General features: G+C 63.6%; 31 protein-coding genes and 1 pseudogene. 20 read left to right on the top strand and 12 right to left on the bottom strand.

Annotated features, from left to right (window positions below; all coding sequences use genetic code 11):
* Positions 1-2: 2 nt before the first annotated feature.
* Entirely contained in the window at positions 3-812 is an 810-nt protein-coding gene (locus IG197_RS26465; RefSeq protein WP_192315860.1) for a glycosyltransferase family 25 protein, read from the top strand.
* A gap of 33 nt (positions 813-845) precedes the next feature.
* Here IG197_RS26465 and IG197_RS26460 read toward each other — a convergent pair whose 3' ends face one another.
* Positions 846-2,711, bottom strand: coding sequence for a murein L,D-transpeptidase (locus IG197_RS26460; protein WP_067966408.1), 1,866 nt, complete (start codon positions 2,709-2,711; stop codon positions 846-848).
* Between the two features lie 276 nt (positions 2,712-2,987).
* On the opposite strand from IG197_RS26460, the gene IG197_RS26455 reads away from it, so the two are divergent.
* The 3 genes from IG197_RS26455 (at position 2,988) to IG197_RS26445 (ending at position 5,201) form a co-directional block, all read left to right on the top strand.
* The gene (locus IG197_RS26455; RefSeq protein WP_192315858.1) at positions 2,988-3,383 is read left to right on the top strand and encodes a rhodanese-like domain-containing protein; all 396 of its coding nucleotides are present in this window, start codon (positions 2,988-2,990) and stop codon (positions 3,381-3,383) included.
* Between the two features lie 70 nt (positions 3,384-3,453).
* A complete protein-coding gene (locus tag IG197_RS26450) occupies positions 3,454-4,257 on the top strand; it encodes a MerR family transcriptional regulator (protein ID WP_192315856.1) in 804 nt (267 codons plus the stop codon).
* A gap of 14 nt (positions 4,258-4,271) precedes the next feature.
* A complete protein-coding gene (locus tag IG197_RS26445) occupies positions 4,272-5,201 on the top strand; it encodes a hypothetical protein (protein WP_192315854.1) in 930 nt (309 codons plus the stop codon).
* A gap of 32 nt (positions 5,202-5,233) precedes the next feature.
* Here IG197_RS26445 and IG197_RS26440 read toward each other — a convergent pair whose 3' ends face one another.
* The gene (locus IG197_RS26440; protein WP_067961269.1) at positions 5,234-6,139 is read right to left on the bottom strand and encodes an alpha/beta hydrolase; all 906 of its coding nucleotides are present in this window, start codon (positions 6,137-6,139) and stop codon (positions 5,234-5,236) included.
* Between the two features lie 48 nt (positions 6,140-6,187).
* On the opposite strand from IG197_RS26440, the gene IG197_RS26435 reads away from it, so the two are divergent.
* Complete coding sequence (locus IG197_RS26435) at positions 6,188-6,637, top strand: MarR family winged helix-turn-helix transcriptional regulator (protein WP_067961264.1); 450 nt, start codon at positions 6,188-6,190, stop codon at positions 6,635-6,637.
* 4 nt (positions 6,638-6,641) lie between these two features.
* Here the strand turns inward: IG197_RS26435 and IG197_RS26430 are convergent, their stop codons facing one another.
* The 3 genes from IG197_RS26430 to IG197_RS26420 form a co-directional block, all read right to left on the bottom strand.
* Positions 6,642-7,526 (bottom strand): sulfite oxidase heme-binding subunit YedZ, encoded by an 885-nt coding sequence (locus IG197_RS26430; protein ID WP_192315852.1) that lies wholly within the window; start codon positions 7,524-7,526, stop codon positions 6,642-6,644.
* Between the two features lie 135 nt (positions 7,527-7,661).
* Positions 7,662-8,273: a pyridoxamine 5'-phosphate oxidase family protein gene (locus IG197_RS26425; RefSeq protein WP_067966405.1), complete on the bottom strand. Its 612-nt coding sequence runs from the start codon at positions 8,271-8,273 to the stop codon at positions 7,662-7,664.
* 82 nt (positions 8,274-8,355) lie between these two features.
* Positions 8,356-8,709: a gamma-butyrobetaine hydroxylase-like domain-containing protein gene (locus tag IG197_RS26420; RefSeq protein WP_067961257.1), complete on the bottom strand. Its 354-nt coding sequence runs from the start codon at positions 8,707-8,709 to the stop codon at positions 8,356-8,358.
* A gap of 207 nt (positions 8,710-8,916) precedes the next feature.
* Between IG197_RS26420 and moaA the strand changes: the two genes are divergently transcribed.
* From moaA to IG197_RS26365, 12 genes and pseudogenes are all read left to right on the top strand, one after another.
* Positions 8,917-9,912, top strand: coding sequence for a GTP 3',8-cyclase MoaA (gene moaA, locus IG197_RS26415; RefSeq protein WP_067961254.1), 996 nt, complete (start codon positions 8,917-8,919; stop codon positions 9,910-9,912).
* Positions 9,913-10,007: 95 nt separating this feature from the next.
* Entirely contained in the window at positions 10,008-10,994 is a 987-nt protein-coding gene (locus tag IG197_RS26410; RefSeq protein ID WP_192315850.1) for a hypothetical protein, read from the top strand.
* Positions 10,995-11,146 (top strand): annotated as a pseudogene (locus IG197_RS36330) (GTP 3',8-cyclase MoaA); the annotation flags it as partial.
* Positions 11,147-11,194: 48 nt separating this feature from the next.
* Positions 11,195-11,665: a hypothetical protein gene (locus IG197_RS26405; RefSeq protein ID WP_246340640.1), complete on the top strand. Its 471-nt coding sequence runs from the start codon at positions 11,195-11,197 to the stop codon at positions 11,663-11,665.
* Between the two features lie 92 nt (positions 11,666-11,757).
* A complete protein-coding gene (locus tag IG197_RS26400; RefSeq protein WP_192315848.1) occupies positions 11,758-12,678 on the top strand; it encodes a DMT family transporter in 921 nt (306 codons plus the stop codon).
* A 2-nt stretch (positions 12,679-12,680) separates the two neighbouring features.
* Complete coding sequence (gene mobA / locus IG197_RS26395) at positions 12,681-13,304, top strand: molybdenum cofactor guanylyltransferase MobA (protein WP_192315846.1); 624 nt, start codon at positions 12,681-12,683, stop codon at positions 13,302-13,304.
* On the top strand, positions 13,304-13,816 hold the full coding sequence (gene mobB / locus IG197_RS26390) for a molybdopterin-guanine dinucleotide biosynthesis protein B (RefSeq protein ID WP_192315844.1): 513 nt from the start codon (positions 13,304-13,306) through the stop codon (positions 13,814-13,816). Before mobA ends, mobB begins: the two co-directional genes overlap by 1 nt.
* A 160-nt stretch (positions 13,817-13,976) precedes the next feature.
* The gene (locus tag IG197_RS26385) at positions 13,977-14,753 is read left to right on the top strand and encodes an ABC transporter substrate-binding protein (protein WP_192315842.1); all 777 of its coding nucleotides are present in this window, start codon (positions 13,977-13,979) and stop codon (positions 14,751-14,753) included.
* Between the two features lie 133 nt (positions 14,754-14,886).
* Positions 14,887-15,600: an ABC transporter permease gene (locus IG197_RS26380; protein ID WP_182573938.1), complete on the top strand. Its 714-nt coding sequence runs from the start codon at positions 14,887-14,889 to the stop codon at positions 15,598-15,600.
* On the top strand, positions 15,597-16,427 hold the full coding sequence (locus tag IG197_RS26375) for an ABC transporter permease (protein WP_067961223.1): 831 nt from the start codon (positions 15,597-15,599) through the stop codon (positions 16,425-16,427). The genes IG197_RS26380 and IG197_RS26375 overlap by 4 nt, the downstream gene beginning before the upstream one ends.
* A 103-nt stretch (positions 16,428-16,530) precedes the next feature.
* Positions 16,531-17,400: an NAD(P)-dependent oxidoreductase gene (locus IG197_RS26370; protein WP_192315840.1), complete on the top strand. Its 870-nt coding sequence runs from the start codon at positions 16,531-16,533 to the stop codon at positions 17,398-17,400.
* Positions 17,401-17,409: 9 nt separating this feature from the next.
* Entirely contained in the window at positions 17,410-18,108 is a 699-nt protein-coding gene (locus IG197_RS26365) for a DNA alkylation repair protein (RefSeq protein WP_192315838.1), read from the top strand.
* Here IG197_RS26365 and IG197_RS26360 read toward each other — a convergent pair whose 3' ends face one another.
* From IG197_RS26360 to IG197_RS26345, 4 genes are all read right to left on the bottom strand, one after another.
* Positions 18,109-18,600, bottom strand: a complete 492-nt coding sequence (locus IG197_RS26360; protein ID WP_067961212.1) for an Lrp/AsnC family transcriptional regulator — start codon at positions 18,598-18,600, stop codon at positions 18,109-18,111. It abuts the gene before it with no gap.
* Between the two features lie 102 nt (positions 18,601-18,702).
* Positions 18,703-19,326, bottom strand: coding sequence for a uracil-DNA glycosylase family protein (locus IG197_RS26355; protein WP_154383958.1), 624 nt, complete (start codon positions 19,324-19,326; stop codon positions 18,703-18,705).
* 2 nt (positions 19,327-19,328) lie between these two features.
* The gene (locus tag IG197_RS26350; RefSeq protein ID WP_192315837.1) at positions 19,329-19,940 is read right to left on the bottom strand and encodes a glutathione S-transferase; all 612 of its coding nucleotides are present in this window, start codon (positions 19,938-19,940) and stop codon (positions 19,329-19,331) included.
* Between the two features lie 47 nt (positions 19,941-19,987).
* Positions 19,988-20,605, bottom strand: a complete 618-nt coding sequence (locus IG197_RS26345; protein ID WP_192315835.1) for a thermonuclease family protein — start codon at positions 20,603-20,605, stop codon at positions 19,988-19,990.
* Between the two features lie 77 nt (positions 20,606-20,682).
* On the opposite strand from IG197_RS26345, the gene IG197_RS26340 reads away from it, so the two are divergent.
* Positions 20,683-22,197: a HAMP domain-containing sensor histidine kinase gene (locus tag IG197_RS26340; protein WP_192315833.1), complete on the top strand. Its 1,515-nt coding sequence runs from the start codon at positions 20,683-20,685 to the stop codon at positions 22,195-22,197.
* Positions 22,198-22,291: 94 nt separating this feature from the next.
* Here the strand turns inward: IG197_RS26340 and IG197_RS26335 are convergent, their stop codons facing one another.
* A complete protein-coding gene (locus IG197_RS26335) occupies positions 22,292-23,287 on the bottom strand; it encodes a nicotinate-nucleotide--dimethylbenzimidazole phosphoribosyltransferase (RefSeq protein ID WP_067961200.1) in 996 nt (331 codons plus the stop codon).
* Positions 23,288-23,473: 186 nt separating this feature from the next.
* Here IG197_RS26335 and IG197_RS26330 point away from each other — a divergent pair, with 186 nt between their 5' ends.
* Together IG197_RS26330 and IG197_RS26325 are read left to right on the top strand one after the other, a co-directional pair.
* Entirely contained in the window at positions 23,474-23,704 is a 231-nt protein-coding gene (locus IG197_RS26330) for a DUF1289 domain-containing protein (protein WP_067966403.1), read from the top strand.
* A gap of 15 nt (positions 23,705-23,719) precedes the next feature.
* The gene (locus IG197_RS26325) at positions 23,720-24,421 is read left to right on the top strand and encodes a TIGR02281 family clan AA aspartic protease (RefSeq protein WP_192315831.1); all 702 of its coding nucleotides are present in this window, start codon (positions 23,720-23,722) and stop codon (positions 24,419-24,421) included.
* A gap of 4 nt (positions 24,422-24,425) precedes the next feature.
* On the opposite strand, the gene IG197_RS26320 is transcribed toward IG197_RS26325, so the two are convergent.
* Together IG197_RS26320 and IG197_RS26315 are read right to left on the bottom strand one after the other, a co-directional pair.
* Positions 24,426-24,725 (bottom strand): FmdB family zinc ribbon protein, encoded by a 300-nt coding sequence (locus IG197_RS26320; RefSeq protein ID WP_115733793.1) that lies wholly within the window; start codon positions 24,723-24,725, stop codon positions 24,426-24,428.
* A gap of 105 nt (positions 24,726-24,830) precedes the next feature.
* A complete protein-coding gene (locus IG197_RS26315; protein ID WP_067961194.1) occupies positions 24,831-25,343 on the bottom strand; it encodes an AmiS/UreI family transporter in 513 nt (170 codons plus the stop codon).
* Positions 25,344-25,360 lie beyond the last annotated feature (17 nt).

Here is a 25,360-nt window from a genome sequence, read left to right as displayed (position 1 = left end):
CGATGCGGTGCTTCGTCATCAACCTTGAAAGGGAGACTGGACGGCTGGGCTGGATGACCACGGCCTTCCGCCGCATGGGCCTGGGCTTCGAGCGCTTCAGCGCCATCGACAAAACCGCACTTGATGACGACATCATCAACCGGTTGGTCCTGCGCAATCATCACAATTGGTCGCCGGGCGAGGTTGCCTGCTTCATGAGCCATATCGCCGTGTGGCGACGGATTGCCGAAGGCAGCGACAGACATGCGGTCGTGCTCGAAGACGATGTCTATTTCAGCCGGGATGCCGCCGATTTTCTGAGCGACGACGCGTGGATTCCTGCAGGCGTCGACCTGATCAAGCTCGAAACGACGCTGAATCCCGTGTTGGTCGGCCGGCGTGGCGGCAAGATCAAGACACACCGCCTGTTGCCGCTGTACAGCTTCCACAACGGCGCTGCCACCTATGCCATCTCCAGGCGCCTGGCCGCGCAATTGGTGACGCAGGCCAGCAGGATCGACCGCCCGGTGGACGATTTTCTCTTCGACATGACCAGGCACGAGACGCCCTGCTGGCAATTGTCGCCCGCCATCAGCATCCAGGAAATGTTCCTGCCCGACCAGGCGACCACGCTGCCGAGCGACCTCGAGCCGGAACGGTTGGCGACACCGCGTCTGCCGCGACCGAAAGTGCGGCTGACGCGATCCGAAAAGGCAATCCGCGAAATCCGGCGGCTGTTGTGGAGGATCCTGCACTTTCCCCGCCGCGCCATCATTCCGATGGGCGCGCAGGACCGGCAATCCGGACGCCTGGCTGAACAGATGCTCGGCTGACCCGGACCTTGTCCTGAGCCTGCATGCAGCAGATCAGATGCTCGGTGCCCTCGCCGCATCTGTACGAGCCATGGCGTCCTTGAGCCTGGCGTCGCGATCATAGACGTCGCCGAAATACTCGACCTTGCCGTCGAGATCAGGCCAGGCGGTGAAATAGGCGACGTACACCGGGATCTTGCGGGTCACTTTCTCGAAGGAATGGCCCTGCTTCAGCTTGGCCGCGATGTGATCTACGTCGGTGCCAAGCACTGCGGCGGCCATGCCGCGCGGATCGGCCAGGCGGATGCAGCCATGGCTGAAGGCCCGGTTGTCGCGGTCGAACAGCGCCTTTTGCGGGGTGTCGTGCATGTAGATGGCGTGCTTGTTGGGGAACAGAATCTTGAGCTCGCCCAGCGCATTGGCCTCGCTCGGCGCCTGGCGCACGCTGTAGGGCACCTTCGAGCCATACTGGCCCCAATTGATCGCCGACGACGGAATGCGCTGGCCGCGCGAATCGGTGACTTCGTAACCGGCGCGGTCGAGATAGCTGGGATCGTTGCGCAGGCGCGGCAGCATCTCGTTGACGATGATTGACTGCGGCACGCCCCAATACGGGTTGTAGTCGACCTGCTCGATTTCGTCCTGGAAGAAGCTGGTCTGGTTGCTGGTCTTGCCGATCACCGTCCGCATCTTGAGCTTTTCCGTGCCGCCGTCGATGTAGCTCGCGGTATAGGCCGGCTGGTTGATGAAGACGCGTGGGCTGCCGAGCTCGGATGGCAGCCAGCGCAGCTGTTCGAGCGCGACGACGACCTTGTCGAGGCGATCTGCCTTCGACGTGCCGGCAAGGGTTGCCACCGTGCGCGGGCCGACGACGCCGTCGGCCTTGAGCCCGGCACGCTTCTGCACCGCCTCGATGACCGGCACCAGTTCGGGTGTATAGATTTCGCTGCTGCCGAGCCTAGCCAGCGTTTCGCCGAATTCGCCACCCATCTCATCGTCGAGGTCGCGGGCGATGAGATGCAGCAGCTTGGGCAGCTCCGGGCTGGTCTCGCCGGGCTTCAGCAAAAGCTTGGCATCAACGACGATGTCGTTTTCCTCGCTCGCCTTGAGCGCCTCGAGTTCGACGCGCAACGCCTTGTATTCGGGATTCTGCGGATGGAATGCCTCAAGCAAGGCCCGCGCGTCATTCGACTGGCTGAGGCTCTTCAGCACGCCGGCCATGTCGAGCGGCTTGGCGGCGAAATCATAGTAGCCGGAGATGCGGTTCGGATCGATGCGGCCGCCTTGTGCATCATGCACGTAGCGCAACACGCGTGCCGACATCGCCATCTCGAAACGGATGAGCGTCTTCATCCGGCCGACGGTGTCGTCAAGCGCATAGGCTGCCGGGGGCACGGAGACCGCATAGTCGGCCGGCATCAGCCCGTGGCTGGCGGCGTCGCTCAACGTCCTGATCGCCTCTTCGGCGCGGCTGTTGGCGGTCTGGCCGGTGACCCAGATGAAATCGGGATTGGCCGTATAGTAGTCGAGCAGCCCTTTGGCGATGTCCTTTTCGGCAACAAGGTCGAAGGCATCGAGCCCGGCCAGCGCCTCGCGGAACGCCGTACCGGCAAGCGACGGCTCCAGCGAAACCGACTGCGTGCCGGCGATCAGCTTGGCAAAGTCGACCGTCACCATCGCGTCAGTCTTGTAGGTATAATAGGACGGCGCGCTGATCTTGGCCGCCGCTACGGGTGCCCGCTTCTTCTGCACCGGAGCCGGCGGAAATTCGCCCTGCTGCTGGCGCGGGGCGCGGTTGCCACCACCGAACAGGATGTCGAAGAAGTTCTGAGCACCAGCCTGCGGCGCGCCAAGCGCCACTGTCGCAGCCAATGCAGCCAGCGGAAGCGAGATCGGCCTGCTCAGGAGAGAAAATTTCATAAAGACACCATCCCTGCCCGGAAATTGCTCTGGAATCGCCATGCGCCGGTGGAAGAATTCCTGTCCACAAATGGCTGATGTAAGGCGCTGCTCTCTCGATTCATACCGATAACGTTAAGCTTTCATAAATTTCCCGGCAGCTGTTGCCGAACAGTTTCACATCATCGTGAGACAAGCCGGCAGGTGGCACAATTCATCGGCGATGACAGCCTCGCCGCTTCATGCGATCACTTGGCCTTGCAAGCTGCATTTGAGCCGAATTGACGCGAGGGCAAGGTGAAGAAGGGCTACAGGGAACTGCTCGACGAGGCCAATGCAGTGGTCGAGGTGGTGTCGCCCGAGGAAGCGGCAACCCTGCTCGACGACACCGAGACCATCTTCGTCGACCTGCGCGATCCGCGTGAGGTCGAGCGCGAAGGCAGGATTTCGGGCGTCCAGCATTGCCCGCGCGGCATGCTCGAATTCTGGATTGACCCCGACAGCCCCTATCACAAGCCGTTCTTTTCCAGCGGCAAGAACTTCGTCTTCTTCTGCGCCGGCGGCTGGCGCTCGGCGCTCGCCGCCAAGACCGCGCAGGAGATGGGGCTGGAGCCGGTCCGGCACATCCTTGGCGGGTTCACTGCGTGGCGCGCGGCGGGCCTGCCTGTAGAGCCAGGCAACAAGAAGGGCTGATCGGCGGGCGGCGACGACAGCAAATCGCGCGCTTGACCTCGCCCCTGGGGCCAGCCCTAGACACGGCGTTATGACCGATTCCTATCTCCTCGCCGGCCGTTTCGGGGCCGCCACGCGGCTGTCGCCAAAGGCATTGCGGCTCTATGCCGAGCAAGGCCTGCTGGTGCCGGTCCACGTCGATCCGCAGACCGGCTATCGCTATTATGCCTCCGCGCAGGCGCCACGGGCGCGCCTGATCTCGCGGCTGCGCCAGCTGGGGCTGCCGATCGCCCGCGTCACGCAGCTGCTGGAGCTCACACCGGAAGCACGCGTCGTAGAACTGCAAAGCTGGCTAAGCGCGCAGAACGACAGGCTTGCCGACCAGGCCGAACTCGTGCGCGCGCTTTCCCGGCAAGCCGAAGGCGGCGAACCGGCATTGATGGCGACGATCGGCCTGCGTGAGGTACCGGCCGCAAAGGTCGTGTCGCGACAGCGCCAGATCGGCGTCGAAGGGCTGGACGATTTCATCGTCGCAGCCGAAGCCGACATCCGGACACATTTGCGCGCCTCGGGATCGGCTTGCGACGGATTGATGAGCGTGCATTTTCACGACCTTGTCAGCCGCGACAGTGAGGGTCTCGTCGAGGTCGCCATCGCCTGCGCGGGAAAGCTCGAGCCGGCAGGCGACCTGCTCATCAGACTGCAGCCAGCGCGGCGCGAGGTCTATCTGCCGGTTCCCAAGGCCTATGAGAATTTTCCCCGCGTCATGCACGTGTACGACGCCCTTGAAGCGTGGCTCGACGCGCGGAGCGAGCTGAGTTGCGCCGGCAGCCCCTGCGAAACCTATCCCGGAACCCAAGGCGCCCGTTTCGACGTCGCCTATCCCCTCATCTGACAAGAGGTCCAGACATGACGCACTTTGCCTACACGGGCTCGGGCCCGTATTGCTATGCCAATTCCTTCGCCATGATGTTCGGCGCCGATGGACCGTCGACCGCCGTCATCGAGGTGGCCATTGGCGGCCCGTTCGGCATGCAGTTGATCGGCGGCACGTTGCCCTTCTTCGACCCCTATGGCTGGGACCCGGAGAAAGGTTTCGAAGTCGCGCTTTCAGCGCTCGGCTGGACATGTGATGTCACGCAAGGGGGAGAAGCCGAAGAGGCCCTGGCGCGCCTCAAGGCGGCATTGGCCGTCGGCCCGGTCTGGATCGGTCCCGTCGAGATGGGGCATCTCAGGCATCAGCCACGCATGCGCGGCCCGATTGAGGCCGATCATTACGTCGTGGCGCTCGAAGTCGACGACGAGAGCATCCTGATGCACGATCCGCAGGGCTATCCCTATGCCCGCCTGCCCCTCGCCGACTTCATGGCCGCCTGGAGCGCAAAAACGCTGATCTACGGCACGCCGTATACGATGCGCACCGCCTTCAGGCGGACCGCCGACGTCGCCGAAGTGGACATGATCAGGGCGTCGATCCCTTCGGCGATCCGCTGGCTGTCGATGGCGGGTGAGCACGACATGCCGGCGGGAAGCTCGGGCAACGCCGCCGCCGCCGAAGCGCTGGCGCGGCTGATCGAGCGTGGTTGCGGCTACGACCTTCGTGGCCACATGATCCATTTCGCTGTCCGGGCAGGCGCTCGCCGCGCGACAGACGCCGCGACCTGCCTGGAACGCGCGGGATATGTCGAGGCGGCTCGGATTGCGGGACGACAGGCCCGGCTCATCGGCGCGCTGCAATACCCCCTGGTCGCCGGCAAGGATGGCGAAGCAGCGGCATCGCTGCGCGAACTGGCGCCGACCTACGACATGCTGAGGGCCGCGCTGGAGGGCCAGGGCTGAGCCCTGGCGATCCGCATGGCGCCAACGACTGCCTAGTGGACCGTGTCGAGTTCGCGCGCTGCCTGGAGAAAGCCAACCGCCTCGGCCACGACCTTGGCGCTCGACAGGATGCGGCGGTGACCGAGACCGTCGGCCCAGAACAGCCTGACATGGCCGCCGGCGCCGGCCATGGCGCGCGCTTCGTTGGCCGACACTTCCCTGTCGTCAGGGGCGTGGATCACAAGCGTCGGGGTGGCCAGGCGCATCAGCAGCCTGGAACCGACGAACTGGCCGATTGGGGTGCCGGTCACACGCTGCACCTGCCCCGAGATCGCGCGCTGCGTCCTGGGGCCGAGGTTCAGATAGCGGCCGAAATCGTCGAACAGCCTGGGCATCGAATCGGGCGCGGCCACCAGCACGAGCCGCTTGGCTCCAAGCGGCTCGAACCCCTTGACGGTTCCGGCAGCAGCGTTGACGGCAACCGCGCCGCCGAAGGAATGGCCGACGATCGCCTCGAACGGCCCGAACCATTGGCCGGCAAGGGTTGCCGCTTCGACGGCCTTGGCCATGTCGAGCGCGCGTCCAAGCGAGCCACCATGCCCCGGCAGGTCGAGCGAGATCACGCGCATGCCGGCATCCCTGTAGCCTTCGATCAGCGCTTGCATGTATTCGGTGCGCGAGCGCCAGCCATGGATGACGAGCACTGTTCCCCTGCTTGCTCCCTCAGGGCGAAACTCGTGCATCGCCACACAGCTTTTCTGCGTCTTGATTCGATGGTGACGGGCCTCCGCCATGAAGCCCGAAGCATTGCCGATGGCGCGCCTTTCGCCCGATGTCAGCGAGCGCTGGCTCGGCGTTCGTCGAAAAAGCTCGAATGCGGCGCGACCGGCGAGACGTGGCGAAACCAGTTCGGCCGCACCGAACAGCCGCCGGATGACCTTGAGCCCGATTGATGCCATAGTGATCGTCCATCCATAAGTTCAATCATGAACAATAATAGTTCAATCATGAACAATAGACAAGATTTGCCGTGGGACAACCCGCGGTTCCGCAACTGGGTCGCCGTGGCCAAGGCGTGCCACTCGATGGAGCGTGCCCTGGCGAGCGCGCTGCAGCCGCACGATCTGAAGCCGGCGCAGCTCGATGTCCTGATGAATCTCTATCGCCATCCCGGCATTTCGCAGCACGATCTGGCCCGCAAGCTGCTTGTCGGTCGCTCGAACATCACCATGCTGCTGCCGCAGCTGGAAAAGCGCGCGCTGGTCAAGCGAGAGGGCGATGCCAAGGACCGCCGGGTGATGCGACTAACGCTGACCGAAGACGGCGCCGCACTGCTGATGCGGGCGCTGAAAGCCTATGGCGCCTTGATCGAAAAGGCGATGAGCGCATCGACGCCCGAACAATGCGACCTGATCGGCGCGCACATGCTGCGCGTCGCAGACGCACTGAAGGAATAGCCGCTCAGGCGGCAGCCCTTGCAGCCCGCCTGCCCCGCGGCGCCTCCGCCCTTCCCATCGATCTGACGAAACCGAGCACCGCTGCGGCAAGGCCCGTCGCCAGCACCCACCAGCCCGGCCGGATCGTGTAGGAAAACTGCAGGTTGGCCCACAGCACGCGAGCGGGCGGCACGCCGGTCGCCAGCCCGTACCAGGCCGCCTCGACAATCACCGTCGACATCGCAGCGACGACCGCAATCGCGACAAGCACCAGCGGCGACGTCAGGTTGAGCCCGCGCCAATGCGCCAGGCGGTAGAACATCAGAAGCATGAACAAGCCGGCCAACAGCGTCGGCTCGTAGACGTCGGCCTTGGACTGCATGAAAAAATGCAATGCCGCAAGTATGCCGATGGCGTAGACAATCTTGTGCAATCGGTTCCAGTTGCGCCCGAGCTTCCTGATAGCCCCGTCCGTCGACGTCAGCCCGAGGGCAACAAGTCCCAGCAGTGCAACGAAGCCGATGGTGAGATAGATTCGAAGCGCGATCTCGCTGACGACACGGAAAACATCCCAATTCTGGTCGAAGAAATAGAGCACGAGATGACCGATGGCGTAGGCAAGCGCGGCAATGCCGAGCATGCGACGGATGAGGATCAGCTTCGGCCATTGGCCGATGCGGCGCAGCGGCGTCGCTGCCAGCGACATCAACAGGAAGCGGATCGCCCAATCGCCGGTTTCATGGATGGCGGCGGTGAAGGGCCGTGGCCCGAGCAGCGTGCCGGCGCCGGCGCCTTGCGGAAAGCCTTTCACCGCGTAGTAGCCAAGCAGCAATGCCGGCACCAACGTTCCGGCAAAGGCCAAAGCCTTGAGCGGCGAGAGTTTTCCGGCGCGGTCAGTCCAGGGCGTCATTCCATCCAGCTCCAGCAGTTTTGCTGGTATACGTCGATAACGCCCGCTGAGTTACACCAACGCAATCACTTTGTTTTGAGCCCGGTTGCCGCGCTGACGGCCCAAAACGCGGCCTCGGGCCGCCCGTTCAACGATCTACCACATCGACTTCCTGGCGCGCTCCGGCCATTCACGATCATAGGTTTCGCCATCGATGCCGGCGCGACTGGTGATCGCAAGGATCTGTCCCGGTGTTGGCAGCGTCTTCGGATCGACATGACGCTCGGGGTTCCACAGTTCCGACCGCACGATCGCGCGCGCACACTGGAAATAGACGGCATCGACGTCGACCACCGTCACCGAACGCGCCGGCTTGCCTTCGACTGCGAAGGACGCACACAGCTCCGCATCGACGCTGATATGGGCACGACCATTGACGCGCAGCGTCGTGCCGGAACCCGGCACCAGAAACAGCAGCGCGACGCGCGGATCGCGGATGATGTTCCTCAGCGAGTCGGCGCGGTTGTTGCCGCGGCGGTCCGGCATCATCAGAGTGCGTGGATCGTGGATGCGGACGAAGCCGGCGAGATCGCCGCGCGGCGAACAGTCGAGCCCTTCCGGCCCGCTGGTCGCCAGCGAGACGAAGGGCGAGGCCTCGATGAACGCGGCGTATTCAGGGATGACATGGTCGAGTTCCTTGACCAGCGAGGTTTCGCCTGGAACGCCGTAGAGCGCCTCAAGCTGTTCGACCGTTGATATGACCGACATCATGTCCCCTTCCTGCTTAGATGCTGATGCGCTTAGCCGGCCAATGTGAACAGCCCAAGACAACGTGAACGGCCAAAGACAATCAGCGGTCGCGGCTCAATCCTTTTTGCGCCAGCTCGTCGAGATATTCCTGCCAGCGCTTGTCCTTGTCGTGTCCGAGCGTATGCAGATAGTTCCAGGTGAAGATGCCGGTGTCGTGGAAATCGTCGAAGGTGATGCGTACGGCATAATTGCCGACCGGCTCGACCTTGAGGATGGCGACCTCCTTCTTGCCAGGCACCGTCACCCGCTGCTCAGGCGAATGGCCCTGCACCTCGGCGGAGGGCGAAAGCACGCGCAGCAGTTCGGCCGAAAGCTCGAACGGGCGATGGTCCGGGAACGTCACCGTCAACAGCTTGCGGTCCTTGGAGACCCTCAATTCCTTCGGTGCCGTCATGATCCGTCCTGCCGTTATGAGATGCCATTCACTACTGCGCTTCGGACGTCGCGGAAAGCGCTAAGACAGCGCCGGGACGGCAAACCAAGGAGAGTCACTCCGGGGCAACAAACTTTCATCTTGATTGACATGCACAAGCGTACAACATAGCCGTAATATGACAGTGCTGGCCAAGGCACCACGAAACGGGAAACGGAAGCGCAGACCATGGACATGATCGATCCTTTCGGTCGCTCGATCAGTTATCTGCGCGTGTCGGTTACCGACCGCTGCGACTTCCGTTGCACTTATTGCATGGCCGAAGACATGGCCTTCCTGCCCAAGAAGGACCTGTTGTCGCTCGAGGAGCTCGACCGGCTTTGCACCGTCTTCGTCGAAAAGGGCGTCAAGAAGCTGCGCCTGACCGGCGGCGAACCTTTGGTGCGCAAGAACGTCATGCACCTCATTCGCCAGCTCTCGCGCCATCTCGATAGCGGCGCACTGGAAGAGCTGACGCTGACCACCAATGGCTCACAGCTGTCGCGCTTCGCTGCCGAACTGGCCGATTGCGGCGTCAAGCGCATCAACGTCTCGCTCGACACGCTCGATCCCGACAAGTTCCACGCCATCACGCGCTGGGGCCATCTCGCCAAGGTGATGGAAGGCATTGATGCCGCCCAGGCGGCCGGCCTGCACATCAAGATCAACGCGGTTGCCCTCAAGGGTTTCAACGACACCGAAATCCCTGAAATCCTGCGCTGGGCCAATGGCCGTGGCATGGACCTGACGGTCATAGAGACGATGCCCATGGGCGAGATCGATGCCGACCGCACCGACCAGTATCTGCCGCTGTCGCTGCTGAGGGCCAATCTCGAGCGGCAATTCACCTTGACCGACATCCCGTTCAAGACAGGCGGACCGGCGCGTTACGTCGATGTCGCTGAAACCGGCGGAAAGCTGGGCTTCATCACGCCGATGACGCATAATTTCTGCGAGAGCTGCAATCGCGTGCGCCTGACCTGCACCGGCACGCTCTATATGTGCCTCGGCCAGGAGGACGCGGCCGACCTCAGGGCGCCGCTGCGCGCCTCCGAAGGCAACGAACTCTTGTCCAATGCCATCGACGAGGCGATCGGACGCAAGCCGAAGGGCCACGATTTCATCATCGACCGCCGCACCAATCGGCCGTCCGTCTCCCGCCACATGAGCGTGACAGGCGGCTGAGCGATATCGACCTTCGCCACCCGACAACGTCCTCGTGAGGCCATGAGCATGCTTACCGGCTCGCCGCGACGTTCTCCGCCCCGACCTTCTCCGCAATGACGCTGACGAAGCGTGTCGCCCGCAAGCTGCAAACGCTGTGGCGCCATGTGTTTCCGCGCGCGCAGGCGTTCTGCGTCGAAACCGTCGGACGTGCGCGGCTTGCATACGATCCGCAGTATCCGGCGTTCGTGCGGGAATACTATTTGTACTGTGTCGCATTGTTCCGCGAAACGCTGGCCGTGCGCGACGCGCCGGTCAATCTCCTGTTCGGCGACTCCGAGGTCGACTGCGGCAATGCGAACCGCACGCGGCGCATCGATGTCCAGTGGGAACACACGCTGGTCATGCCGGGCGGGCGCGACAGCGACGGCGCGCCGACCGGTGCCGTGCCATTGCCGGACGGCCAAGGGCACTATCTCGCGCGCGTGGTGAACCGCGCGGTGGTCGAATCGGCCGACGTGATCATCGACTACAGCCGGCCGAATGTCGAAAACCTGCGTCGCGCCGGCGGCTTCGATGCGTATCTGGCCAAGACGATCGTGCTCGCGCCGCTGCTGTATGACACCGACGTCACCACAGGCACGCGGCGGCGCGACGCGATCACGCTGTTTGGCGACGTCGCGCAACCGCGCCGCGCGGCGTTTCTTGAAGCGGCCCACACGGCGCGCCTGTCGCTGGTCAATGTCAGCGGTGTCTACGCGGGCGCCGCGCTGTGCAGGCTCTACCGCGACACGCGCGTGCTCGTGAACGTGCATCAGACCGGCCAGCACCACACGTTTGAGGAATTGCGCGTATTGCCGGCGCTGCTGTGCGGTGTGGTCGTCGTCAGCGAAGACGTGCCGCTACGCGAGTCGATCGCGTATCACCCGTTCGTGGTGTGGGCGCGCTACGGCGAACTCGCCGACACGGTGCGCGCGGTGCTCGCCGACTACGCGGCCTATCGCGAACGGATCTTCGGCGACGGGCGATTCGAGGCGGTCGTCGAGCGAATGAGGCGGGACAATCGCGATGCGGTGAAGACCGCGCTGCAGCGGTTGTGGTAGCGTCGGGACGCGGCTGACCTCAGGGCGCCGCTGCGCGCCTCCGAAGGCAACGGGCTTTTGTCCAACGCCATTGACGAGGCGATCGGGCGCATCATCGACGCGGCACCAATCGCCCGTCCGTCTCGCGCCATATCAGTGTGACAGGCGGCTAAGTTGCAGCTATCGTCGCCACCCGACAACGTCCTCGTGAGGTAATGGGCATGGCTTACCGGTTCGCCAGGACGTTCTCCGCAATGGTGCTGGCGATGGTGCTGGCCGCGCCTGCACTTGCCAAGCCATTCATCTACACCAATGCCCGCTTCGGCACGTCGGTGACGTTTCCGCATGAAATCTTCGTCAGCAAGGCCGAACCGCCCGAGAACGGCGACGGCATGACATTCCTGGCGGCGGATGGGGCGAGCCTCGCGATCTACGGTTCCAACAACGCGCTCGAGCAGACGCCCAGGCAGCTTGCCGACATGAGTTCCGAGGGCGTGGAGGTCACCTACCGCAAGCTGGGCAAGGACTGGATCGTACTGTCGGGCCACGACGGCAACGACATATTCTACCACCGGCTCGAATTTGGCAGGGGCGGCGTCATTCATGCCTTCCTGCTCAAATACCCAGTGTCGTCCAAGGCCAAATACGACCCGCTGGTGAGCGCCATCGCCGAGAGCCTCAACGGCCCGTGAGGCCAATCGACATGTCTGGTCCATCCGATTGGCATTGCTGTTTCACGCACCGGTGCTAAAGCCGTAAGCAACAGCAGCAACGGAAAGCCGACGTGCCACTTTCCTCGAATGTTCGCGGCGCCACCTTCATGGTCGTCGCGATGGCAGCCTTTACCTTCAACGACACGTTGAGTAAGCTCGCCGCCCAGACGATCAATCCGGGCCAGCTGATGCTGGTTCGCGGGCTGTTCGCCACCACGCTGATCAGCCTTCTCGCCTGGCAGCAGGGTGCCTTGAAGGGCTACCGGAGCTACTGGCATCCGATGGTATTCCTGCGCCTTGTCGGCGAGGTTGGCGGCACGGTTTGCTTCCTCGCCGCCCTGCCCCATCTACCGTTGGGCAATATCTCGGCCGTGCTGCAGGCGCTGCCCTTGGCGGTAACCATGGGGGCAGCCCTTTTCCTCGGCGAGGCCGTCGGCTGGCGCCGCTGGCTGGCCATCGCCTCCGGTTTCGGCGGCGTCCTGATCATCGTCCGGCCGGGGTTCGAAGGCTTCAACGCGTTTTCGCTGCTGGCCCTGCTTTCGGTCGCCTTCTGCGCCGTGCGCGATCTGGCAACGCGCAAAATCCCCGGGCACATCCCGTCGCTTTTCGTCTCGACCACCACCACCGTCATCATCACCGCCACCGGGGGGCTGACCATCGTGCCGTTCGGCGGCTGGGTGCCCATGTCGGTCAATCTTGTCGCATTCCTTGCCGGCGCCGCGGTGCTGGTGCTTTTCGGCTACCAGTTCGTCATCATGGCGATGCGCGAAGGCGAAATTTCCTTCATCGCGCCGTTCCGCTACACCGCCCTGATCTGGGCGCTCTCGCTCAGCGTCTTCGTCTTCGGCGATATCCCCGACCTGGCCATGATCGCGGGTGCTGCCGTCATCGTTGCTTCCGGCCTCTATTCGCTCTATCGCGAACGCGTTGTCGGCAAGGGCCGGCCGGCAGCCGAAAGCACCAGTGCTTCGATGGCACCCGACGGGATCTAGGCATGGCAGAGCAGATTGCAGGGTTGATCCTCGCCGGCGGCCGCTCCAGCCGGATGGGCGGCGCAGACAAGACGCTTCTGGCGCTTGCCGGCCGTCCCCTGACCGGCCTGGTGCTCGATCGCCTGCGCCCGCAGGTCGGTCGGATCGCCATCAACACCAATGCCGACCCAGCCGGTTTCGTCGGCTTCGGCGTCGACATCATCAACGACACGATTGCAGGTTATCAGGGACCGCTGGCGGGAGTCCTGGCCGGCATGGCGTGGGCGGCAGTCGAGCCTGATATCACGCACATCCTCAGCGTTGCCGGCGACACGCCCTTCTTCCCCGATGATCTCGGCAAGCGACTGGCCGCGCACGCGGTCGCCGGACGCGTCGTTGCAGCCGCCTCGAACAGGCGCGTGCACCCGACATTTGCGCTGTGGCCGGTTTCGCTGCGCGAGGCGCTTGCAGGGTTTCTGGAAAGCGGCGATACCCGCAGAGTGATGACTTTTCTTGAGCAGGCAGGCCTCGACGTGGTGGATTTTCCGGTGACGCAACGTGGTTCCGTTGAAGTCGACCCGTTCTTCAACATCAACACGCCCGACGACCTTGCCCAGGCTGCGCGTATCATCGACGAGGCAGACTGATGACGCATCGCGTTTTCGGCATCACCGGCTGGAAGAACTCCGGCAAGACGACTTTGACCGAACGCCTGGTGACGGAACTGGTCAGACGCGGCTGGAGGGTCTCGACCATCAAGCATGCCCACCACGATTTCGACATAGACAAGCCGGGCGCTGACAGCTTTCGCCATCGCGAGGCCGGCGCCACGGAAGTCGCCATCGTCTCGGGTCGGCGCTGGGCGTTGATGCATGAATTGCGCAACGAAACCGAGCCGACGCTCGATGAGGTTCTCACACGAATCGCCCCTTGCGACCTTGTGCTGGTCGAGGGCTACAAGCGCGAGCATCATCTCAAGATCGAGGCGCGGCGGCTGGAGGCCAAGGACCGCACGCCGCTTTCGGCGAAAGACCCCTCGATCGTCGCCATTGCCGCCGACCATCCGGTCGAAGGCGAGCAGCTTCCTGTGTTCGGCATCGACGACATCACGGCGATCGCCGACTTCGTCGAAGCGCGGACAGGCCTCGCCGCGCACTGACGCTGCGTCACCGCGCTCACCTGCTCCCTGCGTCGCAAAACCCCTTTTCGCGATTGATTTTTAACTGAAAACAGTGGGAGTATCGCCGCCAGCGGCGGAGTTCATCCGCTCAACGGCCGCCATGGACGGGAACCGGCCGAAGCGAACAGAGAGGAACATCATGGGTATTTCCAACCGTATTGCCCTGGCTGCGACCGCGGCCCTGGCGCTCACCATCGGTATGGCGCAGGCGCAGGAAAAGACAATCAAGATCGCCACTGAAGGCGCATACCCTCCCTACAACAACCTGACATCAGACGGTAAGCTCGTCGGCTTCGACGTCGACATCGCCAACGCGCTCTGCGAGGAGATGAAGGTCAAGTGTGAGATCGTCGCCCAGGAATGGGACGGCATGATTCCCGCGCTCCAGGCCAGCAAGTTCGACGCCATCATCGCCCAGATGTCGATCACACCAGAGCGCAAGGAAAAGATCGACTTTTCCAAGAAGTACATCAACACGCCAGCCGTGATCGCCGCCGCCAAGGACACCGACATCAAGGGTGTGACCAAGGAAGACCTCGCCGGCAAGACCATCGGCGTCCAGGGCTCGACCATTCACTACAACTACGCCGAGAAGGTCTTCACCGACAGCACCGTCAAGTCTTATCCGACGGCTGACGAATACAAGCTCGACATGGCCAACGGCCGCCTCGACGCGGTCAGCGACGACGCCGTGACCTTGGGTGCCTGGCTGGAAACCGCAGACGGCGCTTGCTGCAAGATCGTCGGCACCATCCCGAACATGCCCGAGATCCACGGCGACGGCGCCGGCGTCGGCGTGCGCAAGGGTGACCCGCTCGCGGATCAGTTCTCGGCAGCCATCGACGCCATCCGCGCCAACGGAAAATACAAGGAAATCAACGACAAATACTTCAAGTTCGACGCTTACGGCAGCTGAGCCGTCAATGCTGTGAAAACTGAACAAGCGGCGGGACAAGTTCCCGCCGTTTGGCTAACATAAGCTCAACGACAAGCCGTCTACAAAGACGGCGGCACTCCCGCCAAGGGAGGCCGATGGGGGCAGCATACCGATGCAAAGCGCGTGGACGCTTCTGAGTTTCGGGCCTGACGGATGGGGGGACGATCTCGCTCATGGCGTGCTCGTCACGGTTTCGCTCGCTCTTGTGACATTGCCGCTGGGCCTGCTTATCGGCTTCCTGGTTGCACTTGCCAAGCAGTCGGGCGAACCTTCGATGCGGCTCGCCGGTAACATCTACACCACCATCTTCCGCGGCTTGCCCGAACTGCTGACGCTGTTCCTCGTGTTCTACGGCGCCCAGATCGGCATCCAGCAGGTCGTGCGGCTGGTGCGGCCCGACGCGGTTGTCGAGATCAACAGCTTCGTCGCCGGCATGGTTGCTCTCGGCGTCGTCTTCTCGTCCTACGCCAGCGAGGTTTTCCTCTCGGCCTTCCGCGCCATCCCGCGTGGCCAGTATGAGGGCGGCTACTCAGTAGGCCTGTCGCCGCGCCAGACGATGCGGCTGGTGATCCTGCCGCAGCTCGTGCGTATCGCCCTGCCCGGCCTGTCCAATCTCTGGCTCATCCTGCTCAAGGACACGGCCCTGGTCTCGGCCGTCGGCCTGACCGACATCGTGCGCCAGAGCAGCATCGCAGCCCGCGTCACCAAGCAAGCCTTCATGTTCTTCGGCGTTGCCTGCCTCATCTATCTGGCGCTCGCCATCATCTCCTCATTCGGCATCGGCGCCATCGAGCGCTGGGTCGGCAAGCGGGCGGCCCAGCGATGAGCGCGACTGACGGAACCACTGTGAAAGTGCAGCGCCCGGCAGCACCGCCGCGCGGTTGGTCGCGTGAACGCATAGTTGGCTGGGTCCTGGTCTGTCTCTGGATCGCGCTCGGCGCCGGCCTGGCCACCTATCTGTTCAGCGCCTGGAATCCCGAACTTTTCGCCAAATATGCTCCGTCCTATCTCTCGGGCCTGCGTGTGACCCTTGTGCTGGTGGCGATATCCATCGTCCTCGGTGCCATCCTGTCGGTTCCGATCTGCTACGCCCGCATGTCGAAGAACCGCGTGCTGAACGCGATTTCCTACGGTTATGTCTATTTCTTCCGCGGCACGCCGCTGCTCGCTCAGACCTTCCTGATCTACTACGGCTTCGGCTCGTTCCGGCCCCAACTCGAGGCCATCGGCGTGTGGGGCTTCTTCCGCGAAGCCTGGTATTGTGCGGTATTCGCCTTTGCCCTCAACACCGCCGCCTATCAGGCCGAGATCCTGCGCGGGGCGATCGAGAGCGTCGGCAAGGGCCAGTGGGAGGCAGCGTCCGCGCTTGGCCTGTCCAAGCTGCAGACGCTCTACAAGATCATCCTGCCTCAGGCCTTGATCGTCGCGTTGAGGCCATATGGCAACGAGATCATCCTGATGATCAAGGGTTCGGCCATCGTCGCCATCATCACGGTCTATGACCTGATGGGCGAGACGCGCCGCGCCTTCTCGCGCACCTTCGACTTCCAGACCTATCTCTGGGCTGCCCTGCTCTACCTGTCGCTGGTCGAAACCCTGCGACATCTGGTGGACTGGATCGAAAGGCGCATCACTCGCCATCTGCATCGCTGATCAGGTCGCCGAAACGCTGGTCCAACCATCGTCGTCTTGACGAATCCGTTCCATGGCATAGACCACGGACACCAGAGCATTTTGCACTTCGAAAGGGTAAGCCATGGCATCGGTCGCGTTCCTTGGTCTCGGCGTCATGGGCTACCCCATGGCCGGCCATCTCAAGAACAAGGGCGGCCATAACGTCACCGTCTACAACCGCACCACCGCCAAGGCGGAGAAATGGGCAGCCCAGCACGGCGACGCTTTTGCCGTGACGCCGGCTGAAGCAGCAGACGGCAAGGACTTCGTCTTTGCCTGCGTCGGCAATGACGACGACCTGCGCGAAGTCACGACGGGCGCCAAGGGCGCATTCCGCTCGATGAAGAAAGGCGCCATCTTCATCGACAACACCACCGCCTCGGCCGAGGTGGCACGTGAGCTCGACACCGCCGCCAAGACGGGCGGCTTCCACTTCCTCGACGCCCCGGTTTCAGGCGGCCAGGCCGGTGCCGAAAACGGCGTCCTGACCGTCATGGTCGGCGGCGAGCAGGAACCCTTCGAGCGCGCCCGCCCTGTCATCGATTCCTTTGCCCGCATGGTTGGGCTGATGGGGCCTGCAGGCGCTGGCCAGTTGACCAAGATGATCAACCAGATCTGCATCGCCGGCCTCGTCCAGGGCCTCGCCGAGGGCATCCATTTCGGCAAGAAGGCCGGCCTCGACATCGAAAAGGTCGTTGACGTCATCTCCAAGGGTGCCGCCGGCTCCTGGCAGATGGAAAACCGCCACAAGACGATGAATGCCGGCAAGTATGATTTCGGCTTCGCCGTCGACTGGATGCGCAAGGATCTCGGCATCTGCCTGGAAGAGGCCGACCGCAATGGCGCCAAGCTGCCGGTGACCGCCCTTGTCGACCAGTTCTACAAGGACGTGCAGGGCATGGGCGGCAAGCGCTGGGATACCTCGTCCCTGCTCGCCCGCCTCGAGAAATAGAGCGGCACCATGGCGCTTTCGTCGGCTTCGACCGTCGATGAGATCATCGCGCATCTGCGCACGCTGGCCTCGCAAGAGAATCTCGCCGGTATGGCCCGCTTCGGCATTGCCACCGACCGCGCACTCGGCATCCCCAATGCCGTGACCAATCCCATAGCCCGCCTGCTCAAGCGCGATCACACCCGCGCTCTGGGCCTGTGGGCGACGGGCATTCGCGAAGCGCGCATCCTGGCGGCCGCGACCGACGAGCCGGCAAAGGTGACCCGCGGCCAGGTCGACGCGATGGCCGCCGAGTTCGACAGCTGGGAGATCGTCGATCACGCAGCTCATCTCATCTGCGCTGCAAATCTGGCTCACGAGATCATCCCGGCCTATGCCGCCGATGAGCGCGAATTCGTCCGCCGTGCAGCCTTCTCGACGATCGCGACCGCCGCGGTACATCTCAAGAAGGAGCCGGACGAGACCTTCCTCGGCTGGCTCGCGCTTGTCGAGGCGCAGGCGGGTGACAGCAGGAACTTCGTCAAGAAGGCCGTAAACTGGGCGCTGCGCCAGACCGGCAAGCGCTCGCCTGCCCTCCACGCACCCGCCTTGCAACTGGCGGAGAAGCTGGCGGCGTCGACTGACAAGACGGCGAAATGGATCGGCAAGGACGCCGTGCGCGAACTCACCGATCCCAAGATTGTCGAACGCCTGAGCGCGAAAGCTTGATCAAGCCGCCGACGCACCGCTCTCCTTGTCGAGGATCATGTAATCGAGCGGCATTTCGGTCGTGTACTTGATCTGCTCCATGGCGAAGGACGACGACACGTCGCGGATCTCGATCTTGGCGATCAGCCGCTTGTAGAAGGCGTCATAGGCGCCGATATCGGGCACCACGACACGCAGGAGATAATCGACGTCGCCGCTCATGCGGTAGAACTCGATCACTTCAGGAAACTCCTGGATCACCTCGGAGAAGCGGCGCAGCCATTCATGGCTGTGCGAATTGGTGCGGATCGCCACAAACACGGTGACGCGCGCATTGATCTTTTCAGGATCGAGCAGCGCCACGCGGCGCTTGATGACGCCCTCTTCCTCGAGCTTCTGGATGCGGCGCCAGCACGGTGTGGTGGACAAGCCGACTTTCTTGGCGACGTCGGCCACGGCCAAGGTCGCGTCCTCCTGGAGGAGGCGGAGGATTTTCCGGTCAAGGCGGTCCATATCTGGGCTCCGTTAGAAAAGGTTCGCCATAATCCTGTCATTTAGGCCATCATACAAGAAAGGAATTCTCCGCACACCCTGTATCTTCGGTATCGAATTCCACTACACTTGGGAAAGGCGACGTTGGATTTCCGCCTTGAGAAAAGGCAGCAATTCCATTTCGAACCAGGGATTCCGCTTGATCCAGCCGGTGTTGCGCCAGGACGGATGCGGCAAAGGCAGCACATGCGGCGAAGACGAACGCGCCCAGACAGCCCGCCAGTCGGCGACGGTGTCGGTCAAGGACGCCGCGCGCGCCGCGCCCATGTGCCAGCGCTGCGCGTACTGACCGATCGTCAGCACGAGATCGATCTGCGGCATCAGCTTCATCAGCCGGGCACGCCAGGCCATTGCGCATTCCCGTCGCGGCGGCAGATCACCGCCCTTGGCGTCCTGGCCCGGGAAGCAAAAGCCCATCGGCACGATGGCAAAGGCGTCCGGGTCATAAAAGGTCTCCGACGGCACACCCAGCCAATCGCGCAGCCGGTCGCCTGATGCGTCGGTGAAAGGCGCTCCGCTCAGATGCACCCTGGTGCCCGGCGCCTGCCCGGCAATCAGGATGCGCGCAGTGGAAGACGGCACCACCACCGGCCGCGGCTCATGCGGCAAGGACTTGCCCAGTGGTTGCTCGACGCAGATGCGGCAAGCCTTGATCTCGGCGACGAGGCTGTCGAGTTCGGCCGACATGATCAGGCGGCAGCGCTCGGGCGTTCCGCCAGCGCGCGATACCAGCGCTGCACGTTGGTAAACGCCTCCGGCATCACGATCTTCGCCGGCTTCATGAAGTCGATGGCGCACAATCCGGTGATGTCGGCGATGGAATAGTCGTCCCCGGCGGCGAATTCGCGCGCGGCGAGTTCCTTGTCGAGAAAGGCCAGGAACTCGATGGCCTTCGGCCGGTTGACCTCGCCCCATTCCGGCACCTGGGGGATTTCCCACTCCTTCATCGCCGGATGGGTATGGCGGAAGGCGAAGGCCACCGGCTGGAACAGATTCTGCTCGATCCGCCTTTGCCACATCTCGACCCTGGCCTTGCCGAGCGCACTGTTGCCGAACAAGGCGGGCTCGGGATGAAGCTCCTCGAAATAGCGGCAGATGGCGACCGTTTCGGTGAGGATCGTGCCGTCGTCGAGCTCGAGTACCGGCAGTCGCTGCAGCGGATTACGCGAGGAAACATCAGCTCTCTTGTGCTCCATCGCCCCCATGTCGACTGATACCTTGGGCACATCAATGCCTTTTTCGGCCAGGAACACGCGCACGCGCCTCGGATTCGGCGCCCTTCCCCCGTCAAACAGCTTCATTTCTGCCTCCTCAGACTTGTACCGATCTTGCAAGCATAAGCCGCAAGCTACGAGAATCGAAAGATTTCCCGCAGCCAGTTGAGCATGCGCCCATAGCTGCCATGCTCGATTTCAGCCATATCGCCATGCATGTTGCGCCAATCGCGCGGACGGTCGAAGTCGCCGGCCCACAGGCCCTTTCGGCCAAGCCGCGCGGCCGCTTCCTCCGCTTCATAGCCACCATAGGCAACGGCCCAGCCGGCCTCCACCTGCGAACGGTTGAGATCGGCGCCGGCAGCCGTGCACTCGCCAAGCAGTCGGCCGTAACGGTCGCGCTCCCAGCCGGCGCAACGCACCTGGCGCCCACTGACCAACTTCGACAGCGCCTCGCGCGAACGCCGGCCGCAGGGATAGTCAGCGCCGTCCTTGCGGCAAATCTGGGAATATTCCGGCGCATCGATGCCGCGCAGGCGGATGCGCTCGCCGCCGAGCGTGATCGAATCACCGTCATTGACGACGGCGACCCCTTCCGTCCTGCGCGTTTCCACCCGGTCGAGGCGCGCCGAAACCAGGGTCAGCAGCCCGAGGACGGCAAACGCCAGCGCATAGTCGAGAATCTTGCGCCAACGACTGCGCGGGCGCCTGAAATACCGCTGCCGCGGCCTGCCCGACCACGAACGGCTCATATGGCAAACAATCCCTTAATCATTCGGACGTAGCGTGCGGACTTGAAGAAAAGCGCGCGCGAAAACTGAATTATCACATGCCGTTGCAACGCTCTAACACGGCGGACAAGATCATTGTGGACCGCAGGAAACGCCATCGCAACAGCGATGTCGCTCGTGCTGTGCGCAAGACACGCGATCAATTGGCCCAGCAGCCGGGCGGCCTGGCTTTCGACCGCGAACTGCTGAAGCTGCACGCTCGTTCGATCAGGGCCAATTCTGCAACCCTGCCGCTTCTCGTCGTCATCTTCGCCGGCATCGGGTTCTTGCTCGGCGCTGACGATGCCATCCTCAAATGGTCGCTGGTCGCGATGATGGGTTATGTCGGGTTGGCCTTGCTTGCCCGCCGCGCCGACGAGGCAGCGCCTGCGGCGATGACGCCGTCGGCCATCCGGCGCAATTTCTTCATTGGCCATTTCGTCACCGGCCTCGCCTGGGCCTATCTCGCCGCCATGACCTGTGCGGCCTGCGAACCCGGCCTGCTGTCGGTCGTCAAGGGCGTCTTCCTGCTCGTCGCCATGGCCGCGACCGCAATCGTCGCGTCGTCGCTGCGCGGCGCACTGGCCGCAACTTTCGTCGTTCCCGTCGCCGCCTATGCCGCCTTCGGCGTCAAGCTGTCCGAGCCGCTTGGCATCGTCATGGTCGCGCTGCTGGTCGCTGCCTTGCCCTTCTTTTCGCTCGTTGCCGGCATCAAGAAGCGGTCCGCGCTGCTGCTGATGGCCGCCCGCTCCGAAATGGACGCGCTGATTGCCGAACTGGAGACGGCAAAATCGATGTCGGACGAGGCCCGCCGCCGCGCCGAAGACGCCAATCTCGCCAAGTCACGATTCCTGGCCACGATGAGCCATGAGCTGCGCACGCCACTCAATGCCATCCTCGGCTTTTCGGAAGTGATGGCCGGCGAAGTGCTCGGCCCGATCAACAGCCCGACCTATCGCGAATATTCCCGCGACATCCACCAGTCGGGCCAGCACCTGCTCGACCTCATCAACGAGATCCTCGACCTGTCGCGCATCGAGGCCGGCCGCTATCAGCTCAACGAAGAGCCGCTGATGCTGCTCCAGGTGGTCGAGGATTGCTGCCACATGATGGAGCTCAAGGCTCGCAACAAGGATCTCAAGATCGTCGAGCAGTTCGAGCCGACGCTGCCGCGCCTGCTCGGCGACGAACGCGCCATCCGACAGATCACGCTCAACCTTCTGTCCAACGCCATCAAATTCTCGCCGACGGGTAGCGAAATCCGCGTCCGCGTTGGCTGGACCGCCGGTGGCGGTCAGTACATCTCAGTCAAGGACAGGGGCCCGGGCATTCCCGCCGACGAAATCCCCGTCGTGCTTTCGGCTTTCGGCCAGGGCTCGATCGCCATCAAGAGCGCGGAACAGGGAACCGGCCTTGGCCTGCCCATCGTCCAGGGCCTGCTTGCCTTGCATGGCGGCGAGTTCGAATTGCGCTCGAAGCTGCGCGAAGGCACCGAGGCCATCGCCGTCTTCCCGCCGGCCCGGGTCATCGACGACCTGCCTTCGCTGGCGCGCAGCACCGCCGGCCGCCGCTAGGGCAATTCAGGGAAAGCGGGAAGCGGGTTTCCCTGGGGAATCGCGCGGGCTCAGAAGCTGGAGCGCTGTTCGAAGAACGTGGAAATGGGTGATATCAGCGGATAGCCGCTGCCATTCCCGAGCTGATCTGCGCCGCCGTCCTGACCAGGCCTGCGGCAAGCCCCGCACCAACCGCCTCGCCATGGTCGATGCCAAGCCCGAGCAAGGGCCGCGCGCCGAGCTTGGCCAGCAGGCGGGCATGGCCCGGCTCGGTCGAGACATGCGAGAACATGCAATGGTCGAGAGCCGTCCGGTCGACGGCGTAAAGCACGGCGGCGGCAGCGGTCGTGGCGAAGCCGTCGAGCAACACCGGCATCTTTTCCATGCGCGCCGCAAGGATGGCACCGGCAATGGCCGCGAATTCACGCCCGCCGACCCGACGCAGAGCATCGAACGGGTCCTTGATGTGAGGGCCATGCAGCGCCAGCGCGCGGTCGACCATTTCGGCCTTGCGCGCCTGCATGGCGGCATCGGCACCGGAACCCGGCCCGACCCAGTCGGCGCCCTTGCCGCCGAACAACGCCGCGCAAAGGGCCGCGGCAACCGTCGTGTTGGCAACGCCGAGGTCACCGATGCAGAACAGATCGCTGCCGCCGGCAATCGCCTCCATGCCGAAAGCCATGGTGGCGGCGCAGCCACGTTCGTCCAGCGCCGGCTCGACGGTGATGTCCGATGTCGGCAGGTGCAGCGCCAGGTCGAGCACCTTCAGCCCGAGATCGTTAGCAAGGCAGATCTGGTTGATCGCAGCACCGCCGGCAGCGCACAGCTCGACGCGCTGGGCCGTCGCTTCCATGGCTCGCGGCGACACGCCCTGTGCGGCGACACCGTGATTGCCGGCAAAGATCGCGACCATAGGCTTGAGCACCGAGGGTGGCGCGCGGCCCGTCCAGCGCGCCAGCCAGGCCGCGATGTCCTCGATGCGGCCGAGCGAGCCTTTCGGCTTGTCTGTCTTGGCAAACAGCGCCCAGACCTTGCCTGCCTGGGCGACATCGCCCTCGGGCAGATGCGCAAACAGGTTGCGGAAATCGTCAAAGGGGGAAGCGCTGGTCATGGGTGCTGCCTGCCGTTCGTCATGGTCATGCGCGGCATAGCCGCCTCGACGAGCGAAAACAATCGCGAGATCGCATACAGGCGGCGAGACGTGACGTCGCGGGATAGCGCTTGCAATGACGCGCAGGCTACATCATCTGTGGCGGGCCGGTGTTAAACATCGGTGCGAGGCCCCATGGACGACACGATGACGGCAATAGAAACCCCTTGCATCATGCTGTGCTCGATTGACGATGCGACGGGCTATTGCTTCGGTTGCGGCCGTACCCGCGACGAGGTTGGCGCCTGGTACAAGATGACGCCGGAGACGCGCCGCGCCGTCATGGCCACCTTGCCCGCCCGCCTCGAGACCATCGAGCGCAAGCCGCGCCGCGAAACTCGCCGCGCGCGGATGGCGCGAGAAAATGCGTCCAGCTAAGGATACCAGACAGAGATGAGCCGGCTTTACTGGGTCGTCATTGCCGTGCTCGGCGGCGGGCTGCTGCTCTTGCTGCTCAACCATTCGTCGGGCGAAACGCTCGGCCTCAATAATGACAGCTTCGGCCAGTTGATCTACGCTGGCGCGCTGCTGCTGGTCATCGGCGCTGGCGTCCTGCGCCGTGGCACACGCTTCGGCGACACGGTGCGCAGCCTGGCAATGTGGGTGGTGATCGTTCTGGTGTTTGTCGCCGGCTATCAGTACCGCTACGAACTGCAGGACGTCGCCAGCCGTGTCACCGCCGGCCTCGTGCCGGGAAGCCCGATGTCGGCGCTGGATGGCGATGGCCGCGCGACCGTCACCCTGGACAAACTGACCAACGGACATTTCGGCGCCCGCATGCAGGTCAACGGCCAGACAATTGATGTCATGGTCGACACGGGCGCCACAACCACCGTTCTGACCGTGGCCGATGCCCGCCGCGCGGGCTTCGATCTCGAAAGCCTGAGCTTTACCGTACCGGTCTCGACTGCCAACGGCATTGCGCATGCGGCACGGGTCACTGCGGCGAGCGTCCAACTCGGCTCCATCGAACGCAGGAACCTGCCGATGCTCGTCGCCGACCAGGGGCTAGAGCAGAGCCTGCTCGGCATGAACTTCATCGGCTCGCTCTCGGGCTTCGACGTGCGCGGCGACAGGATGATCCTGCGCGACTAGGGCTCTAGTGGCCGATCGACCATTTCTTGCGTGTCGGCACAGGCTTGTTGCCGATCTTGCACAAGGCGCAGCCACAACCGGCAAGATGCGCCTTCTTCACCACTTTTGGTTCGGTGCCGCTGGCCTCCGACCGGGCCAATGCGCGGCGCAACTTGCCGTTCATCAGGCTCAGGCGTGGTGCGGCCACGTCGCGCTTGCTTTGCTCCTCGCATTGCGGACAGGCGCACGCCCGAAGCGCGTCCTGCATCGGCACCCATTCTTCAAACGGTCCGCAATCGTCGCAAACATAATTGTAGAGCGGCATGACCAGCCTCCAGAAAGCATCCATTGAAACGATATGGCGGGCAAAACAGCCCTCGCCCGCCCGCAAGCGGCCAAGCGCGCCAACGCCTGGCCGGAAAAGCCGGCGTCAGAGCTTGCCGTCGAGCAGCAGGAAGCCCGGCAGCCAGCCGGTGACGATGCCGGCAAGCAGCGTGACCACCGCCGTCAGCCGCAGGATCGGCCGCTGCAGCGCCAGCAGCAGGAAATACAGGAACCACAGCACGCCCCAGATCACCCAGTTGGACGCGAGCCAGAGATCGGTCGACGTCTGGGCGGTGGAAAGTCCTTGTACCGCGACCGGGATGGTGGTGATGGCGACGAACAGGCTGAACCAGCCGAGGCCGCGTCCGTCGACCTTCACCACCCTGTTATAGGCCACCCAAAAATAGGTCGCCGAAAACAGGATCGTCAGCGCCGCCCCCTTGATCGAGGCAGCATCGGCAGCGGGTCCGAACGCCCAGGCGAGCGACGCGCACAGCGTGACGACACCCGAGACCACGTTGATGACGACGATTTCCCGGTCTTCGATCTTTCCGAGAAGCCAGAGTCCGTTCAGAAACAGGACGGCGCCGACATAAAGCAAAGCAAATCCAAGCAGCATGAATCCCTCCCAGGAGA

Source organism: Aminobacter sp. SR38, assembly GCF_014843375.1.
GTDB lineage: Bacteria > Pseudomonadota > Alphaproteobacteria > Rhizobiales > Rhizobiaceae > Aminobacter > Aminobacter ciceronei.
This window is presented reverse-complemented; position numbering and strand designations above follow the sequence as displayed.

Coding starts and splice junctions, on each gene's coding strand:
- IG197_RS26465 (WP_192315860.1), top strand. CDS start 3: ATGCGGTGCTTCGTCATCAACCTTGAAAGGGAGACTGGACGGCTGGGC.
- IG197_RS26460 (WP_067966408.1), bottom strand. CDS start 2,711: ATGAAATTTTCTCTCCTGAGCAGGCCGATCTCGCTTCCGCTGGCTGCA.
- IG197_RS26450 (WP_192315856.1), top strand. CDS start 3,454: ATGACCGATTCCTATCTCCTCGCCGGCCGTTTCGGGGCCGCCACGCGG.
- IG197_RS26445 (WP_192315854.1), top strand. CDS start 4,272: ATGACGCACTTTGCCTACACGGGCTCGGGCCCGTATTGCTATGCCAAT.
- IG197_RS26440 (WP_067961269.1), bottom strand. CDS start 6,139: ATGGCATCAATCGGGCTCAAGGTCATCCGGCGGCTGTTCGGTGCGGCC.
- IG197_RS26435 (WP_067961264.1), top strand. CDS start 6,188: ATGAACAATAGACAAGATTTGCCGTGGGACAACCCGCGGTTCCGCAAC.
- IG197_RS26430 (WP_192315852.1), bottom strand. CDS start 7,526: ATGACGCCCTGGACTGACCGCGCCGGAAAACTCTCGCCGCTCAAGGCT.
- IG197_RS26425 (WP_067966405.1), bottom strand. CDS start 8,273: ATGTCGGTCATATCAACGGTCGAACAGCTTGAGGCGCTCTACGGCGTT.
- IG197_RS26420 (WP_067961257.1), bottom strand. CDS start 8,709: ATGACGGCACCGAAGGAATTGAGGGTCTCCAAGGACCGCAAGCTGTTG.
- moaA (WP_067961254.1), top strand. CDS start 8,917: ATGGACATGATCGATCCTTTCGGTCGCTCGATCAGTTATCTGCGCGTG.
- IG197_RS26410 (WP_192315850.1), top strand. CDS start 10,008: ATGACGCTGACGAAGCGTGTCGCCCGCAAGCTGCAAACGCTGTGGCGC.
- IG197_RS26405 (WP_246340640.1), top strand. CDS start 11,195: ATGGCTTACCGGTTCGCCAGGACGTTCTCCGCAATGGTGCTGGCGATG.
- mobA (WP_192315846.1), top strand. CDS start 12,681: ATGGCAGAGCAGATTGCAGGGTTGATCCTCGCCGGCGGCCGCTCCAGC.
- mobB (WP_192315844.1), top strand. CDS start 13,304: ATGACGCATCGCGTTTTCGGCATCACCGGCTGGAAGAACTCCGGCAAG.
- IG197_RS26385 (WP_192315842.1), top strand. CDS start 13,977: ATGGGTATTTCCAACCGTATTGCCCTGGCTGCGACCGCGGCCCTGGCG.
- IG197_RS26380 (WP_182573938.1), top strand. CDS start 14,887: ATGCAAAGCGCGTGGACGCTTCTGAGTTTCGGGCCTGACGGATGGGGG.
- IG197_RS26375 (WP_067961223.1), top strand. CDS start 15,597: ATGAGCGCGACTGACGGAACCACTGTGAAAGTGCAGCGCCCGGCAGCA.
- IG197_RS26370 (WP_192315840.1), top strand. CDS start 16,531: ATGGCATCGGTCGCGTTCCTTGGTCTCGGCGTCATGGGCTACCCCATG.
- IG197_RS26365 (WP_192315838.1), top strand. CDS start 17,410: ATGGCGCTTTCGTCGGCTTCGACCGTCGATGAGATCATCGCGCATCTG.
- IG197_RS26360 (WP_067961212.1), bottom strand. CDS start 18,600: ATGGACCGCCTTGACCGGAAAATCCTCCGCCTCCTCCAGGAGGACGCG.
- IG197_RS26355 (WP_154383958.1), bottom strand. CDS start 19,326: ATGTCGGCCGAACTCGACAGCCTCGTCGCCGAGATCAAGGCTTGCCGC.
- IG197_RS26350 (WP_192315837.1), bottom strand. CDS start 19,940: ATGAAGCTGTTTGACGGGGGAAGGGCGCCGAATCCGAGGCGCGTGCGC.
- IG197_RS26345 (WP_192315835.1), bottom strand. CDS start 20,605: ATGAGCCGTTCGTGGTCGGGCAGGCCGCGGCAGCGGTATTTCAGGCGC.
- IG197_RS26340 (WP_192315833.1), top strand. CDS start 20,683: ATGCCGTTGCAACGCTCTAACACGGCGGACAAGATCATTGTGGACCGC.
- IG197_RS26335 (WP_067961200.1), bottom strand. CDS start 23,287: ATGACCAGCGCTTCCCCCTTTGACGATTTCCGCAACCTGTTTGCGCAT.
- IG197_RS26330 (WP_067966403.1), top strand. CDS start 23,474: ATGACGGCAATAGAAACCCCTTGCATCATGCTGTGCTCGATTGACGAT.
- IG197_RS26325 (WP_192315831.1), top strand. CDS start 23,720: ATGAGCCGGCTTTACTGGGTCGTCATTGCCGTGCTCGGCGGCGGGCTG.
- IG197_RS26320 (WP_115733793.1), bottom strand. CDS start 24,725: ATGCCGCTCTACAATTATGTTTGCGACGATTGCGGACCGTTTGAAGAA.
- IG197_RS26315 (WP_067961194.1), bottom strand. CDS start 25,343: ATGCTGCTTGGATTTGCTTTGCTTTATGTCGGCGCCGTCCTGTTTCTG.